The following is a 14,885-nucleotide window of genomic DNA, read 5'->3' on the forward strand; positions in this document are numbered from 1 at the left end:
TGCGGTGGCCTCGGCGGCGCGGGCGACGTAGCGTGATGGGCATGATCATCGTCACCACCAACGAACTTCCCGGATACCGGATCGAGCACGTCTTCGGCGAGTGCTTCGGCCTCACGGTCCGGTCCCGCCACATCGGGTCGAACATCGGTGCTGGTCTGAAATCTTTGGCGGGCGGCGAGTTACGCGGCATCACTACGCTTCTTCACGAGTGCCGCCAGGAGGCGTTGAGCAGGTTGGCCGCCGAGGCGCAGGGCCGCGGCGCGAACGCCGTTCTCGCGTTCCGGTTCGAGACCACCGAGTACGCGGGCGGCGGTGGCGTCGAAGTCTGCGCGTACGGGACCGCGGTCGGGGTGAGTGCGTTGGCGGGCGGTCCGCCGGTGCCGAGCCAGCCGGTCGCGCCGCTCCCGCCGCAGCAGTAGTCGGCGGTGTCGTTCCTACTCCGTCTGCGCCTGTCCGACCGACCCGGCAGTCTCGGCATGCTCGCCGTCGAGCTGGGTGCGGTCGGCGCAGACATCAGGTCGCTCGAAGTGATCGAACGCGGTGAGGGCTACGCGATCGACGACATCGTCGTCGAACTGCCTCCGACGTCGCTGCCCGACACACTCATCACCGCCGCGCAGAACGTGCACGACGTACGCGTCGAATCGTTGCGCCCGTTCTCCGATGTGCTCGATACCCATCAGGAACTGGAGTTGATCGACGTCGTCGCCACCGGCGGCCCCGACCGGCTGCAAGTGCTCGTCGATCATTCGCCGCGCGTGCTCCGCGCGTCGTGGGCGATGGTCGTCGCGAAACCCGGTATCGACGTGCTCACCCTGTTCGCGAGTTCGGGCGCACCCGAGACCCCGTTGGAGCAGGCCGATTGGCTTCCGCTCGACGCTGCCGCCGGGTTCGGGTCCGACAACGGCTGGATGCCGGACGTCTGGCGCGACATGGACACGACGTTGGCGGCCGCGCCGATGGGCGACGGCGCCAAAGCACTGCTGTTGGGCCGTACCGGCGGCCCCGAGTTCCGCCCGTCGGAGGTCGCCCGCCTCGGCTACCTGACCGGGATCATCTCCACTGTCGTCGACGCACCCTCGACCTAGCGCCCGGTCACTCGGCGCGGCCGGTCGCCAACAGCGTCTTGAACGCGTCTTCGTCAAGGACCGGCACACCGAGCTGCTCAGCCTTGTCCGCTTTGCTGCCGGGCGAGTCACCGACGACCACATAGTCGGTCTTCTTCGACACCGATCCGGAGGCCTTGCCGCCGCGCGCGATGATCGCCTCCTTCGCGCCGTCACGGGTGAAGTCGACGAGTGACCCGGTGACGACGATGCTCTTCCCGTCCAGCGTGCGCTCGATCGATTCGTCGCGTTCGTCGACCATCGAGACTCCCGCGGCACGCCACTTCGCGACGATGTCGCGATGCCAGTCGATGGTGAACCAGTCGTGGATGCTCTGTGCGCGCGTCGGGCCCAGTCCGTCGACGTTCGCGAGCTCGTCGACGGAGGCGTTCGCTATCCGCTCGAGCGACCCGAACTCGGTGGCGACGGCCCGCGACGGCGTCGGTCCGCAGTGACGGATCGACAGGGCGACCAGTACCCGCCACAGCGGGACCTGCTTGGCTTTGTCGAGATTCTCCAGGAAGCGTCGCCCGTTGGCCGACAGCGCGCCGCCCTTCGTCGTGTACAGCCCGGTCTTGAGGAGATCGTCCTCGGTCAACGAGAAGAGGTCGCCCTCATCAGTGAGGACACCGCTCGACAACAGCGACTGTGCGCCCTCGTATCCCAGCGCTTCGATGTCGAACGCACCGCGGCCCGCGAGGTAGAACAGTCGCTCACGGAGCTGCCCGGGACACGTGCGCTGATTCGGGCAGCGGATGTCCTTGTCGCCCTCTCGCGCAGGTGCCAGCGCGGTGCCGCACTCCGGGCAGTCGGTCGGCATCACGAAGGCCCGTTCGGTGCCGTCTCGCAGGTCGACGACGGGACCGAGCACTTCGGGGATCACGTCACCCGCCTTACGGATCGTGATCGTGTCGCCGATGAGAACGCCCTTGCGCTCCACCTCGAAACCGTTGTGAAGCGTCGCACGCGACACCGTCGAACCGGCGACGGTGACCGGCTCCATCTGCGCCCACGGTGTGACACGTCCGGTCCGCCCGACGCCGACCAGGATGTCGAGCAGCTTCGTCGTGACCTCTTCGGGCGGGTACTTGTAAGCGATGGCCCAGCGCGGCGCGCGTGAGGTCGCGCCCAGGCGGCGCTGCAGGGTCACGTCGTCGACTTTCACGACGAGTCCGTCGATCTCGTGGTCGAGCTCCGGCGAGTGTCGGTTCTCGCCCCAGTAGTCGACCGCCGCGAGCACGTCGTCGGCTCCAGTCACCTTCCGCGTGTGCGCGGACACCGGGAGCCCCCACTCGGCGAGCGCCAGGTAGGCGTCGTGCAGCGACTCCGGTCGCCAACCGTCGATCCGGCCGATGCCGTGGCAGATCATCCGGAGATTACGCTTCGCGGTGACCTGCGGATTCTTCTGCCGGAGCGAGCCAGCCGCCGAGTTGCGCGGGTTCGCGAACGGCGGCTTGCCGTCGGCGACCAGCGACGCATTGAGCGTCGCGAAGTCCTCGAGCCGGAAGTAGACCTCGCCGCGGACTTCGAGCAGTGCCGGGACCGGACGCTCAGCGGTTCCGGTCAGCTGATGCGGCACACCGACGATGGTGCGCGCGTTCAGGGTGACGTCTTCGCCGGTCCGTCCGTCGCCACGCGTCACACCGCGCACCAGCGCACCGTTCTCGTAGACCAGCGCCAGTGCGACGCCGTCGATCTTGAGTTCGCACAGGAAGTCGATGCCCTGGCCGGCGTCGGCTTCGGTGCGCGACACCCAGGCCCGCATCTCGTCGGCGTCGAAGACATTGTCGAGCGACATCATCCGCTCGAGGTGATCGACCGACGTGAAGTCGGTCGAGAAGCCACCCCCGACGAGCTTGGTCGGCGAGTCGGCTACGGCCAGTTCGGGGTGCGCCGATTCGAGGCTGATCAGTCGCTGGAACAACTCGTCGAACTCGCCGTCGCTGACGACCGGCGCATCCTGCACGTAGTAGCGGAACTGGTGCCCACGGACTTCGTCTGCGAGCTCGGACCACTGCCGGGCTGCGTCATCAGAATCGGCGTCTCGGGCCTGCGGTTCAGGAGCCTGGGGATCAGTCACGCATTTAGATTATCGCAGGCCTACGACACCGGTATTCTGGCGGAATGCCGCATCCGGTCATGTTCGACGACGCCGACGAGATCCTCACGCAGGTCCGGCGACGCGCCCTCGCATTCCCCGAAACCACCGAGAAGATCGCACACGGTCGGCCGACATTCCGGTGCGGCAAGATGTTCGCCATATATGGCGGCTCCCGCAAGGGCGAGACGAAATCGCCGCTGAGTAACGCGCTCCTGTTCGTCCCGGATCCCGGGGAACGCGAAGCTCTCGTACAGGACGACCGTTTCTTCGTGCCCGCGTACGTCGGAGCCTACGGCTGGCTGGGCATCGACCTCGCCCGCCACGACACCGCCGACGACTGGAACGAGGTCACCGAACTTCTCGACGCATCGTTCCGGCAGATCGCCCCGAAACGCGCAGTCGCGGCACTCGACGCCGGATAGGGCCTCGCAACATAGGGCCTCGCAATACCGGGCCTCGTGCTACAGGGCGTCCGGGTCCTGCGCCATCAACTCGGACGTCCGCGACGCGATCCGCAGCGCGGCGGCCGCCCACTCGGGCGACGCCTCAGCGAGGCCGGTGTGCGGCGTGACGATGACGTTGTCGCGCAGCACAGTTCGAGGAAGACCGATCTCGTCGATCAGGACGGCCATCCGCTGGGCGATCTCCTCGGCACGCGGCGCGACGAGCGGACGCGACGGCGGGACCACGCCGACGAGCATGATGCCGCCCTGGTCGAGGTACACGCCCAACTGGTCTTTCTCGCCGTCGGGAAGCGGGTGTGAGAAGTCGACGGTCACCGCGTACGAGTCGAGCATCGAGCACAGTTCCGAATGCGGTCGATCGCCGCCGTGCAGGATCATCGGACGACCGATCACCGCAGCCATCTCCTCGAGTCGCTGGGCGATCAGCGGCGCAGGAACCGGCGGTATCGGGTCGAGCCTCGTCAACGGCGTGACACTTCCATCCAGCACTCGCTCCAAGTCCGGCTCGTCCAATTGGACGATGACCTGAGCGCCGAGGCGACGCTCCACCTCCCGGACGTGGTCCGCCAGCCCGTCCGCCATCGACGCGACGACATCGCGTCGAGCACCCTTGTCGCGGACCACCTTGTGCCCGTTGCGCAGTTCGACCCGCGCGCCGTAGGTGAACGGACCGCACAGCTGCACTTTCAGGAGACGACCGGTGCCGATCAGTCCCGCCTCGTCCCAGTGCGCCTCCACCGCGTCGAGGTCGCGCGCCAGGAAGTCCCGAGCGCGCCGCATCACCGAACCGGAACGCGACGTCATCCGGTAGGCGTCGTGCACCACCTCGAACGGCATGTCGATCAACACGGCGCCTGTGCGCCCGACCGAGTCGGCGCCCACGCCGCGGGCGGGCAACTCCGGTAGGAACGCGAAGTCGGTCTCGCCGGAGACCATGCGGACCGCTTCGGCCGGGTCCGCTCCCGGCATGGGCCCGATCCCGGTGCCCAGCCCCGAGGGCATGCCCTCGACGCGACCGGTCACCTGGTGGCCTCGACCGTGTCCGCGATCCGGGCACAGCCGACCACCAGGTCGCCGTTGGCGCCGTCGGCTGCGTACAGGACCGCTGCCTGGCCGCGTGCCACACCGCGCAGCGGGGTGCGCAGCTCGATCCGCATCGCCGGTCGCCCGTCCACCTCGATCGGTGTGGCGACCGCAGGCGCCAGACCACCGTGCGCGCGTACCTGCACCGTGCACTCGACTGGTCCGTCCGGAGTCGTCCCCGACGTCCACACGGCTTTGACCGCGGTCATCGCCGACACGTCGAGATCGACGGCGGTGCCGACGGTGACGGTTCCCGAATCCGGGTCGATCCCCGTCACATATCGCGGAGCGCCGTCGGCCGCGGGAGCCTCGATGCCGAGCCCCTTGCGTTGGCCGATCGTGAATCCGTGGACGCCGTCGTGGTCGGCGAGTTTCTCGCCGGTCGACGAATCGACGACCGCGCCGGGTCGGACGCCGATCCGGGCGCCCAGGAATGCCCGGGTGTCGCCGGACGGGATGAAGCAGATGTCGTGCGAGTCCGGCTTGTTCGCTACGGCGAGACCCCGGCGTTCGGCCTCTTCGCGGATCTGTGGTTTCGGGGTGTCGCCGATCGGGAACATCGCCCGGTCGAGCTGCTCGTGGTCGAGGACCGCCAGGACGTACGACTGGTCTTTGTCGGCGTCCACCGCCCGGCGCAACTCACCGTTCGCCAACCGCGCGTAATGCCCGGTGGCCAACGCGTCGAAGCCGAGAGCCTGCGCGCGTTCGGCGAGCGCCGAGAACTTGATCTTCTCGTTGCACGACAGGCACGGATTCGGGGTCTCCCCTGCAGCGTACGACGCGACGAACTCGTCGATCACGTCCTCTTTGAATCGATCCGCGAAGTCCCACACGTAGAACGGGATGCCGAGAACGTCCGCGGCACGGCGCGCGTCGTCGGCGTCCTCGCGCGAGCAGCAGCCCCGTGAACCCGTGCGCAGTGCGCCCGGTGCCGTCGACAGCGCCAGGTGAACTCCGACCACGTCGTGGCCGGCCTCGACCGCGCGCGCGGCAGCCACCGCCGAATCGACGCCGCCGCTCATCGCCGCAAGTACTCGCATTACCGTGCCCCTCCTGTCGGCGCCCCGGACACCGACAGCGTCCCGGCCGCCCGCGCCCGCTCGGTGACCTCGTCGATCACCTGCGCCACCGCGGTCACATCATCGTCGTTGTTGTCGTGGGCGAGTGAGAAGCGCAGCGAACCGCGCGCCGTCGCCTTGTCCATGCCCATGGCCAGCAGCACGTGGCTCGCCGCCGCGACGCCCGCTGTACAGGCCGACCCGGTGGAGCACTCGACGCCCTTGGCATCGAGAAGCATGAGCAGCGAGTCGCCTTCGCAGCCGTCGAAAGAGACGTGCACGATGCCGGGGAGTGACCCGCCGGCGCCCGTACCCAGCGCACCGTTGACGCGCGCGTGACCGCCTGCGGTGAGCACGGCGATCAACCGGTCCCGCAGGTTGATGACCTGCGCGGTGTGCTCGTCCCGACGCGAGACGGCCTCGCGCAGCGCCGCAGCCATCCCCGCCACTCCCGGGACGTCCTGCGTGCCCGATCGGACGTCCCGTTCGTGCCCACCGCCGTGCAGCAATGGCGTGCACGCGACATCACGCCGCAGCAGAAGTGCCCCGACGCCCTGCGGACCGCCGAACTTGTGTGCGGCCACACTCATCGCTGACAGGCCGCTCGCCGCGAAATCGACGGGGACGTGTCCGACTGCGGCGATCGCGTCCGAATGAACGGGCACACCGTATTCTGCGCCGAGCGCGGCGACCTCGGTCACCGGCTCGATCGTGCCGACCTCGTTGTTCGCCCACATGACCGAGATCACCGCGACCGACTCGGCGTCGTCGGCCAAGAGAGCGCGCAGCACGTCGAGACGCACCGTGCCGGCCTCGTCGACCGGCAACACGACTAGTTCGGCGCCTGCCTCGTCGGCCAGCCACTGCGCGGGATCGAGGACCGCGTGATGCTCCACCGCGGACACCACGACCTTGCGTCGGCGGCCGTCCTCACGCCGTCGCGCGGCGTAGATCCCCTTGAGCGCGAGGTTGTCCGCCTCGGTGCCGCCGCCGGTCACGATCACTTCGGACGGGCGTGCTCCCAGGTCACGGGCGATCGACTCGCGCGACTCCTCGAGGATGCGGCGCGCTCGCCGTCCGGAGCCGTGCAGCGACGACGCGTTCCCGGGAAGAGCCCAGGCCGCAGCCATCGCCTCGGCGGCCGCAGGGACCAGAGCGGTCGACGCGGCGTTGTCGAGGTAGACGGAAGGGCGGGGTGTGGGCATGACTCGTCCCACGATAGCCGCGGGGAGTCACCGGGAGAAAATCCTCGGCCTCGCCGCGCCGGTGCCGGACCAGGTGGCCGGCCCTCGCTCGAGTCCGGTGATTCGCTCCTCACAGACGTCCGCGAGCACTCTCCGGTCGGGCACCGGAAGTTGCAGCGCGAACACCGTGACCGTCACCGTGAGATCGCGTGCCGCCACGATGCGGGTGAAGGTGGACCCCACTGTGTCGTCACCGATGAATCCGGCGAGCGTCGCCGGCCGACCGGCTTCGGCGTACGCCAACCGGAGCGGCAGGACCGGCACGCCCGCATCGACGGCTGCCTGGAAGAACGCCGGACGGAACCGTCCCGCCGCACCGCCGCACCAGGTGGTGCCTTCGGGGAACACCGCGACCGCTCGGCCGCGGTCGAGGATCTCGCCCACCCGCGCGATCATCGGGGCGAGCCTGCGCAGGTCGCCGCGCACGTGCGGCAGCACGCCGAACAGTCTCGCCACGTAGCCGAACCCCGACATCTGCAGCACCTCTCGTTTGGCGACGAACCGCGCGGGGGCGACGGCGGCGATCGCCACGATGTCGAGGAAGGAGATGTGGTTGGCGACGATCAACGCTCCGCGCACGCGCCTCGCCTGGCGGGGGCGACGGTCGTCGACGTCCAGACGCACGCCCATCGACGCCAGAGTCAGCCGCGCGCTTGCCCGCCAGTAGCCGTGCCGGGCGCGACGCGGCAGCAGGATGGTGGCGAGGCCGACGACGAGGACGAGGACCGCCACGAGGCCGAATGCGGCGCACCGCATGCCGATCCGTAGACGCGATGCGCGCGGTGTCGACGGCACGCAGTCGACACCGCACGGGCTGACGGGCACCCACTGGTTCACGTCGGTCAATCCGTGCTCTTGAGCCGTGCCATCGCGCCGCGCAGACGATCGACGTACCGCGCCTCCCCCTGCGTCCGATCCAAGACGGTGAGGAAATCACCGACGTCGAAGACCTCGTCGAAAGCCGGCTCACCGCACACCCGCGCGCCGAGTCGCGTGTAGCCGCGCAGCAGCGCGGGCAGCCGCAGCGTGGGCGGAGGCTCCAGGTCGTCCAGCGTCCGGCCGTCGACGTCGACACGGATGCGCGGGAACGCCTCCCACTGCGCGCGGTATTTCTCTCGGGCGAGGTCACGGATGCCGCGCAGTTCTCGGCCGCGGCCGATCGGAGCGTCGAGTGGCACTGACACGCAGCCCATCATGTACCGGTAGCCGCCGTCCTCCAGGTAGCCGAGGAGTGCGGCCCACAGCATCGCGGTGACCGAACCGCTGCGGTGTGCGGGGTCGACGACGGCGCGCCCCATCTCGACGGTCTCGCCGCGAATCGGATCGAGTTGCGCGAGGTCGAACTCGCCTGCCGAGTACCAGCCGCCCGCGGCGATCGCGCGGGGCGGCGGGAGGACGCGAGCGCAACCGACGAGCGCGTCGGTCTTCAGGTGCCGCACCAGCAGATGGTCGCAATACTCGTCGAACACGTCTGCGTCGCGGCCCGATGCCGCGTCACCGATGGAGTCGGAGTATCCCGGCTCGTTGTTGAACACGTCGAAACGCATGCGTTGCGCCGCGTCGATGTCGTAGGAGTCGTGGGTGATCGCCACTTCGTAGTCCCCACCGGACAGAAGCACCGTGCGCCTTGCCGAACTCGTCACTGTCATGACTGCAGTCAACGAGACGCACGGAACCCGCCGGGCACGGCGGCGTGACGTGTCCGCGCACGCCGGGTGAACAGACGGGGACACACCAGATTGCGACACTCCAGACAGCGATACTCCAGACAGCGACGCCCGGCCGGGAATGTCCGGCCGGGCGTCGTCGTGTGGTTCTACATGCGCGTGATCACTTGCGCTTGTTGACCTCTTCGGTCAGCTGCGGGGCGACGTTGAACAGGTCGCCGACGATGCCGAAGTCGCTGATCTCGAAGATCGGAGCCTCTTCGTCCTTGTTGACGGCGATGATCGTCTTCGAGGTCTGCATGCCCGCGCGGTGCTGGATGGCGCCGGAGATGCCCAGCGCGATGTACAGCTGCGGCGAGACCGTCTTACCGGTCTGACCGACCTGGAACTGACCCGGGTAGTAGCCGGAGTCGACCGCTGCACGCGATGCGCCGACAGCCGCGCCCAGCGAGTCCGCGAGGGCCTCGACGACGCTGAACTGGTCGGCCGAACCGACACCGCGGCCGCCCGAGACGACGATCGACGCCTCGGTCAGCTCCGGGCGGTCTCCGCCGACGTTCGGCTCGAATCCGGAGATCTTGACGGCGTTCTCGGCCTGTGCCGGAACGTCGACGTTGACGACCTCGCCCGCGCCCGCGGCCGGTGCGGCCTCGACGCCGCCCGGGCGGACCGAGATGACGGGGGTGTCGCCGCCGGCCTGGGCGTCGACGGTGAATGCGCCACCGAAGATCGAGTGGACGCCTGCGCCGCCCTCACGGACCTCGATGACGTCGGTCAGCAGACCCGATCCGAGACGAACGGCGAGACGGCCCGAGACTTCCTTGCCGTCCGCGGTCGCGGCGACGAGCACGCCTGCCGCACCGGTCGACTCGGCGAGCGACGACAGTACGTCGACCTTCGGCGAGACGAGGTAGTTCGCGACGTCGTCCGACTCCGCGACGTAGATCTTCTCGGCGCCTGCCTCGGCGAGTTCGCCGGTGACGGCCGCGCCTGCGCCCGGCTTGGCCACGACGACAGCCGACGGGCTGCCCAGTGCGCGGGCGGCGGTGATGAGTTCGCTGGTGACCTTCTTCAGTCCACCCTCGGTATCCTGCTCGACGAGCACGAGTACTTCAGCCATGATTGTTCTCCTGAATGTCTTTGGTAGTCGCTGGAACTGGGGCGGGGATCAGATGATCTTCTGGCCGACCAGGTATTCAGCGACCTTCACGCCGCCGTCGCCCTCATCGGTGACGCGCTCGCCTGCGGACTTCGCGGCCTTCGGCGTGACACCGGTGACGGTGCTGCCCGCGTTCGCGAGGCCGACGGTGTCGGCGTCGACGCCGATCTCGGCGAGGGTCAGGACGGCAACTTCCTTCTTCTTCGCGGCCATGATGCCCTTGAAGGACGGGAAGCGCGGCTCGTTGATCTTCTCGTTGACCGAGACGATCGCGGGCAGCGTGGCCTCGACGTGGAAGATGCCCTCGTCGGTCTCGCGCTCGCCGCGCAGCGTCTCGCCTTCGACCTCCAGCTTGCGCAGGTGCGTCAGGTGCGGGAGCTCCAGGTATTCGGCGACCATCGCCGGGACGGCGCCGACGCGACCGTCGGTCGCCTCGTTGCCTGCGATGACCATCTCGACGCCTTCGACGGTGCCGAGGGCGCTGGCGATGACATAGGCGGTCTGGACGGCGTCCGAGCCGTGCACCAGATCGTCCTTGATGTGGATCGCCTTGTCGGCACCCATCGAGAGCGCCTTGCGGATCGCGTCGGTCGCGCGGTCGGGACCGACCGACAGGAGGGTCACCTCGCCGCCGTCGCGCTCCTTAATCTGCAGTGCTTCCTCGACCGCGCGCTCATTGATCTCATCGAGAACAGCGTCCGCAGCCTCGCGGTCCAGCGTGAAGTCGCCGTCGGCGAGCTTTCGCTCGGACCAGGTGTCGGGAACCTGCTTGATCAGAACGACAATATTCGTCATGGGTCTGCGTCGACCTCCTGCGTCGGGTTCGGCAACTTACCGGCGGGTAAGGCCCTGGGTCATTATCACCTTAGCCGCTGTACACCGCGCCACAGAACGTGGCGTCCCTCATACGAGCGGACGGCGCGGTGCAAGTGGAGAGAATTCGTTCCACTACCCTCGTGCAAATGAGCGAACCGCAGGCCGCCGATCAACTCGCCCTCACCGGCGAGCGAACCGTCCCGGGAATTCCCGCCGAGAACTACTGGTTCCGGCGCCACGAGGTGGCCTACGAATACATTCTGCGGCGCTGCGCGGGCCGCGACGTCCTCGAGGCCGGATCGGGTGAAGGGTACGGCGCGTCGATGATCGCGCAGGCCGCGCGGTCGGTCACCTGTGTCGACTACGACGAGCAGGCGGTCGCCCACACGCGACGCGCGTACCCGGAGCTCACCGTGCACCAAGGCAACCTGATCGACCTCCCGATCGACGACAATTCCGTCGACACCATCGTGAACTTCCAGGTCGTCGAGCATCTCTGGGATCAGAGTGAGTTCGTCCGCGAATGCCACCGGGTGCTGCGCGGAAGCGGTGAACTGTTCATGAGCACCCCGAATCGGATCACCTTCTCGCCCGGCCGCGACACTCCGCTCAACCCGTTCCACACTCGTGAACTGTCTGCGAGCGACCTCACCGAACTGCTGTCGGACGACGGTTTCGACATCGTCGCGATGCTCGGCGTCTACCACGGCGCACGACTGCAGGAGTTGGACGCCAAGTGGGGCGGTTCGATCATCGACGCGCAGATCGACCGTGCTCTCGCGGGTGAACCGTGGCCGGACGAGTTGGTCGACGACGTCGCGGGCATCACGGTCGCCGACTTCGACATCCACCGGTCCACGGACGCCGACATCGACGCCAGCCTCGACCTGCTGGCCGTCGCCGCGCGCTACTGAACCCCGAGGCGACGATGACCGACCGCGTACCCGGCCAGTTCACCCTCGTCCTGCACTCGCATCTGCCGTGGCTGCCGAATCACGGGCGGTGGCCGGTCGGTGAGGAGTGGCTCTACCAGTCGTGGGCCGACAGCTACCTCCCGGTGTTCGGGGTGCTGAGGCGTCTTGCCGCCGACGGATTCACCGATCAGCTCTCACTCGGCATCACCCCGGTACTCGCCGCCCAGCTCGACGACCCGTACGCGGGCGCCTCCATGTACGAGTGGCTCGCCGACTGGCAGTTGCGCGCGATCGAGGCTGCGACGTCTCGCGACCGGGACCGCGCAGAGTCCGGTACACGGGAATTCCGTGCGGCCGCGGCAGCGCTCACCGACTTCGAGACGCATTGGCGGCACGGCGGCAGCCCGCAGATCCGCTCTCTCGTCTCCTCGGGCGTAATGGAATTGCTCGGCGGGCCGCTCGCCCACCCGTTCCAACCGCTTCTCGACCCACGTCTGCGTCGTCTGTCCTTGCGTGAGGGGCTCGCGGATGCGCGACTGCGGTGGGGGTCGACACCGTCGGGCATCTGGGCGCCCGAGTGCGCGTACACGCCGGGCATGGAGGTCGAGTACGCCACTGCGGGGGTCAGGCACTTCATGGTCGACGGTCCGACGCTGCACGGCGACACAGCGCTCGGACGTCCCGTCGGTGACAGCGACATCGTCGCCTTCGGCCGGGACCTGACCGTCAGTTACCGGGTGTGGTCGCCCAAGTCCGGCTATCCCGGGCACGCCGACTACCGCGACTTCCACACGTACGACCATGAGACGGGTTTCAAGGCGGTGCGGGTCACCGGGAAGACGGTGCCCGCCGACGCTAAGAAGCCGTACGACCCGGCGCGCGTCGACGCGGCGCTCGACAAACACGTCGATGACTTCGTCGGCGCAGTGCGCGACCGTCTGATCTCCGAATCTGACCGCATCGGTCGGCCGGCGCTGGTGGTCGCGGCCTTCGACACCGAACTGTATGGGCACTGGTGGCACGAGGGGCCGATCTGGTTGGAGCGTCTGCTGCGGCGGCTACCCGAGGCCGGGGTCACCGTCGGCACGCTGGACACCGCTCGGCGCGACGGCTACGTCGGCGAGCCGGTGGAGCTCTCCGACTCGTCGTGGGGTTCGGGCAAGGACTGGCGAGTCTGGGAAGGACCGCAGGTGCAGCATCTGGTGCAGTTGAACGGGGAGGTCACTGCGACCGCGCTGGACAGCCTCGACAAACGGGCGTCGTCCGCCCCCGACCCGCGGCCCCGCGACGAAGCCGCCGACCAGCTTCTGCGCGAGACCCTGATGACCGTCCAGTCGGACTGGCCGTTCATGGTGTCCAAGGACACCGCGGCAGGCTACGCCCACGACCGCGCCTACAAGCATGCACACGCCACTCGAGAGATCTGCGCGGCGTCCGACGCCGGCCGTGAGGAACAGGCTCTTCGCCTGGCTCGTGGGTGGAGGAACGCCGACAACCTGTTCGGCGCGCTCGACGCGCGACGCGTGGAGGAGCGGTGAACGCGCCGGTGAAGGTCCTCATGGTCTCGTGGGAGTACCCGCCTGTCGTCGTCGGCGGCCTCGGCAGGCACGTCCACCATCTCGCCGAAGCGCTCGCCGACCTCGGCATCGACGTCACCGTCCTCACGCGTCGCCCGTCGGGCACCGACGCGTCGACACATCCCACGACGGACGTCGTCGTGAACGGGGTGCGCGTCATTGCCGTCGCCGAGGACCCGCCTGAGTTCGATTTCGGTGTCGACATGATGGCGTGGACGCTGGCGATGGGGCACGGCTTCATCCGCGCCGGGCTGCGGCTCCTCGGCCACGGCTGGACGCCGGATGTCGTCCACGCCCACGACTGGCTGGTGGCGCATCCGGCGGTTGCCCTCGCCGAGTTCTTCGACGTCCCGCTCGTCGCGACCCTGCACGCGACGGAAGCGGGCAGACACAGCGGCTGGGTCGCAGGCCACGTGAACCGCCAGGTGCATTCGGTCGAGGCGTGGCTCGCGGGCGACGCCGACTCGCTCATCACGTGCTCGGCGTCGATGCGCGAGGAGGCGACCCGCCTGTTCGGTCCCGACCTTGCGCCGATCACGGTGATCCACAACGGCATCGATGTCGACGCGTGGAGCTTCGCACCGCGCACCGCGCATGCGGGCCCGCCCGAGCTGTTGTTCGCCGGACGGCTCGAATACGAGAAGGGCGTGCAGGACCTGATCGCGGCGCTGCCGGTGATCCGTCGCGCACACCCGGGCACCACGGTGCGGATCGCGGGCGAGGGCACTCAGCTCGGCTGGCTGCACGAACTCGCCCGCAGCCACGATGTGGTAGCCGCCGTCACATTTCTCGGCAGGATGAATCACGACCAACTCGTCGCGTTGATGCACCGGTGCGACGCGATCGTCCTGCCCAGCCGCTACGAGCCGTTCGGAATAGTCGCGCTCGAAGCCGCCGCGACCGGCATCCCGCTCGTCACGTCGACCGCGGGAGGTCTCGGGGAGGCGGTCACCGACGGCGACAGCGGTTGGACGTTCGAACCGTTCGATCCGGTGGGTCTCGCGGACGCCGTCTGCGACGCGCTCGACCGCCCCCAGGTCGCGGCGGCACGCGCCCAGCGCGCCGCCGACCGCCTCACTGAGGAGTTCACCTGGCACGTCGTCGCCCAGCGGACGGCAGCGGTGTACGAGGCGGCGCATCGGCGCGAGCGCGTGGCACGTCCGCGCCCGGAGATTCCGCTCCGGCCGATGCCGGACCGAGACCCGAATGTCGACGGTTAGTCGTCGGCCGAGCCCCTCTCCCGGTTCGTGGTCAGGCGGCTGACGCTCCGCCCCTGACAGATACGTCCGGATGATCTGCCCGAAAGCATCCGCGCGACGTTGGCCGCCCGACCGAGGGTCCGGTGACCCGTCCGGTAAGGGGACCGGCCGACACAGCGGATCGAGTGCGGCATACAACTCCTCCCCGGTCACCACATCCACGCCGATCGTGGACACGATCCGCCCGTCCTCACCGGTGATCAGCGACATCTCGTTCAGCACTGGATTCTCTGCGGCCGGGATCTGATCGGGATCCTCGGCACCGACCCGGCTCGCGCGGTCCAGTCGGCAGCGCAGGTACAGCGACACGGCGCCGAGACACCACCCGGGCCACACAGGCCGCCGCAGTCTGCCCGCGGCTCGCACTCTCCCCCGAGGAACGAGCAGTCTTGAAACGGGTTCGCCGAGACTGCGGCGCGCTATCGAAATGTCAAACA

The 14,885-nt window shown here is 68.6% G+C and carries 14 protein-coding genes; 6 read left to right on the forward strand and 8 right to left on the reverse strand.

Annotation, left to right across the window (positions count from 1 at the left end; genetic code table 11):
• The first annotated feature begins 41 nt into the window (after nucleotides 1–41).
• Both L5G33_RS13895 and L5G33_RS13900 read left to right on the forward strand, forming a co-directional pair.
• A complete protein-coding gene (locus L5G33_RS13895; RefSeq protein WP_236998790.1) occupies nucleotides 42–419 on the forward strand; it encodes a YbjQ family protein in 378 nt (125 codons plus the stop codon).
• 6 nt (nucleotides 420–425) lie between these two features.
• Entirely contained in the window at nucleotides 426–1,088 is a 663-nt protein-coding gene (locus L5G33_RS13900) for an ACT domain-containing protein (protein WP_236998791.1), read from the forward strand.
• A gap of 7 nt (nucleotides 1,089–1,095) precedes the next feature.
• On the opposite strand, the gene ligA is transcribed toward L5G33_RS13900, so the two are convergent.
• Entirely contained in the window at nucleotides 1,096–3,186 is a 2,091-nt protein-coding gene (gene ligA / locus L5G33_RS13905) for an NAD-dependent DNA ligase LigA (protein ID WP_236998792.1), read from the reverse strand.
• A gap of 44 nt (nucleotides 3,187–3,230) precedes the next feature.
• On the opposite strand from ligA, the gene L5G33_RS13910 reads away from it, so the two are divergent.
• Entirely contained in the window at nucleotides 3,231–3,629 is a 399-nt protein-coding gene (locus L5G33_RS13910) for an MmcQ/YjbR family DNA-binding protein (protein ID WP_236998793.1), read from the forward strand.
• A 39-nt stretch (nucleotides 3,630–3,668) separates the two neighbouring features.
• Here the strand turns inward: L5G33_RS13910 and L5G33_RS13915 are convergent, their stop codons facing one another.
• From L5G33_RS13915 to L5G33_RS13945, 7 genes are all read right to left on the reverse strand, one after another.
• Nucleotides 3,669–4,694: a uroporphyrinogen decarboxylase/cobalamine-independent methonine synthase family protein gene (locus L5G33_RS13915; protein WP_236998794.1), complete on the reverse strand. Its 1,026-nt coding sequence runs from the start codon at nucleotides 4,692–4,694 to the stop codon at nucleotides 3,669–3,671.
• Nucleotides 4,691–5,794 carry a tRNA 2-thiouridine(34) synthase MnmA gene (gene mnmA, locus L5G33_RS13920; RefSeq protein WP_236998795.1) on the reverse strand — a complete coding sequence of 368 codons (1,104 nt, stop codon included), beginning with the start codon at nucleotides 5,792–5,794 and terminating at the stop codon, nucleotides 4,691–4,693. The genes L5G33_RS13915 and mnmA overlap by 4 nt, the downstream gene beginning before the upstream one ends.
• The gene (locus tag L5G33_RS13925; protein WP_236998796.1) at nucleotides 5,794–7,017 is read right to left on the reverse strand and encodes a cysteine desulfurase family protein; all 1,224 of its coding nucleotides are present in this window, start codon (nucleotides 7,015–7,017) and stop codon (nucleotides 5,794–5,796) included. Before L5G33_RS13925 ends, mnmA begins: the two co-directional genes overlap by 1 nt.
• Nucleotides 7,018–7,044: 27 nt before the next feature.
• Nucleotides 7,045–7,893 (reverse strand): lysophospholipid acyltransferase family protein, encoded by an 849-nt coding sequence (locus L5G33_RS13930; protein ID WP_236998803.1) that lies wholly within the window; start codon nucleotides 7,891–7,893, stop codon nucleotides 7,045–7,047.
• A gap of 5 nt (nucleotides 7,894–7,898) precedes the next feature.
• Nucleotides 7,899–8,705, reverse strand: a complete 807-nt coding sequence (locus L5G33_RS13935; RefSeq protein ID WP_236998797.1) for a GNAT family N-acetyltransferase — start codon at nucleotides 8,703–8,705, stop codon at nucleotides 7,899–7,901.
• Between the two features lie 181 nt (nucleotides 8,706–8,886).
• Nucleotides 8,887–9,843, reverse strand: a complete 957-nt coding sequence (locus tag L5G33_RS13940) for an electron transfer flavoprotein subunit alpha/FixB family protein (protein WP_236998798.1) — start codon at nucleotides 9,841–9,843, stop codon at nucleotides 8,887–8,889.
• Between the two features lie 48 nt (nucleotides 9,844–9,891).
• Nucleotides 9,892–10,677 (reverse strand): electron transfer flavoprotein subunit beta/FixA family protein, encoded by a 786-nt coding sequence (locus tag L5G33_RS13945; protein ID WP_236998799.1) that lies wholly within the window; start codon nucleotides 10,675–10,677, stop codon nucleotides 9,892–9,894.
• Nucleotides 10,678–10,844: 167 nt separating this feature from the next.
• On the opposite strand from L5G33_RS13945, the gene L5G33_RS13950 reads away from it, so the two are divergent.
• The 3 genes from L5G33_RS13950 to L5G33_RS13960 are packed head-to-tail and all read left to right on the forward strand — an operon-like array spanning nucleotide 10,845 to nucleotide 14,409.
• On the forward strand, nucleotides 10,845–11,612 hold the full coding sequence (locus tag L5G33_RS13950; RefSeq protein WP_236998800.1) for a class I SAM-dependent methyltransferase: 768 nt from the start codon (nucleotides 10,845–10,847) through the stop codon (nucleotides 11,610–11,612).
• 14 nt (nucleotides 11,613–11,626) lie between these two features.
• Complete coding sequence (locus tag L5G33_RS13955; protein ID WP_236998801.1) at nucleotides 11,627–13,150, forward strand: 1,4-alpha-glucan branching protein domain-containing protein; 1,524 nt, start codon at nucleotides 11,627–11,629, stop codon at nucleotides 13,148–13,150.
• A gap of 8 nt (nucleotides 13,151–13,158) precedes the next feature.
• Nucleotides 13,159–14,409, forward strand: a complete 1,251-nt coding sequence (locus L5G33_RS13960) for a glycosyltransferase family 4 protein (RefSeq protein ID WP_236998804.1) — start codon at nucleotides 13,159–13,161, stop codon at nucleotides 14,407–14,409.
• Nucleotides 14,410–14,885 lie beyond the last annotated feature (476 nt).

The sequence above is a fragment of the Gordonia liuliyuniae genome (assembly GCF_021738805.1).
Taxonomy (GTDB): domain Bacteria; phylum Actinomycetota; class Actinomycetes; order Mycobacteriales; family Mycobacteriaceae; genus Gordonia; species Gordonia liuliyuniae.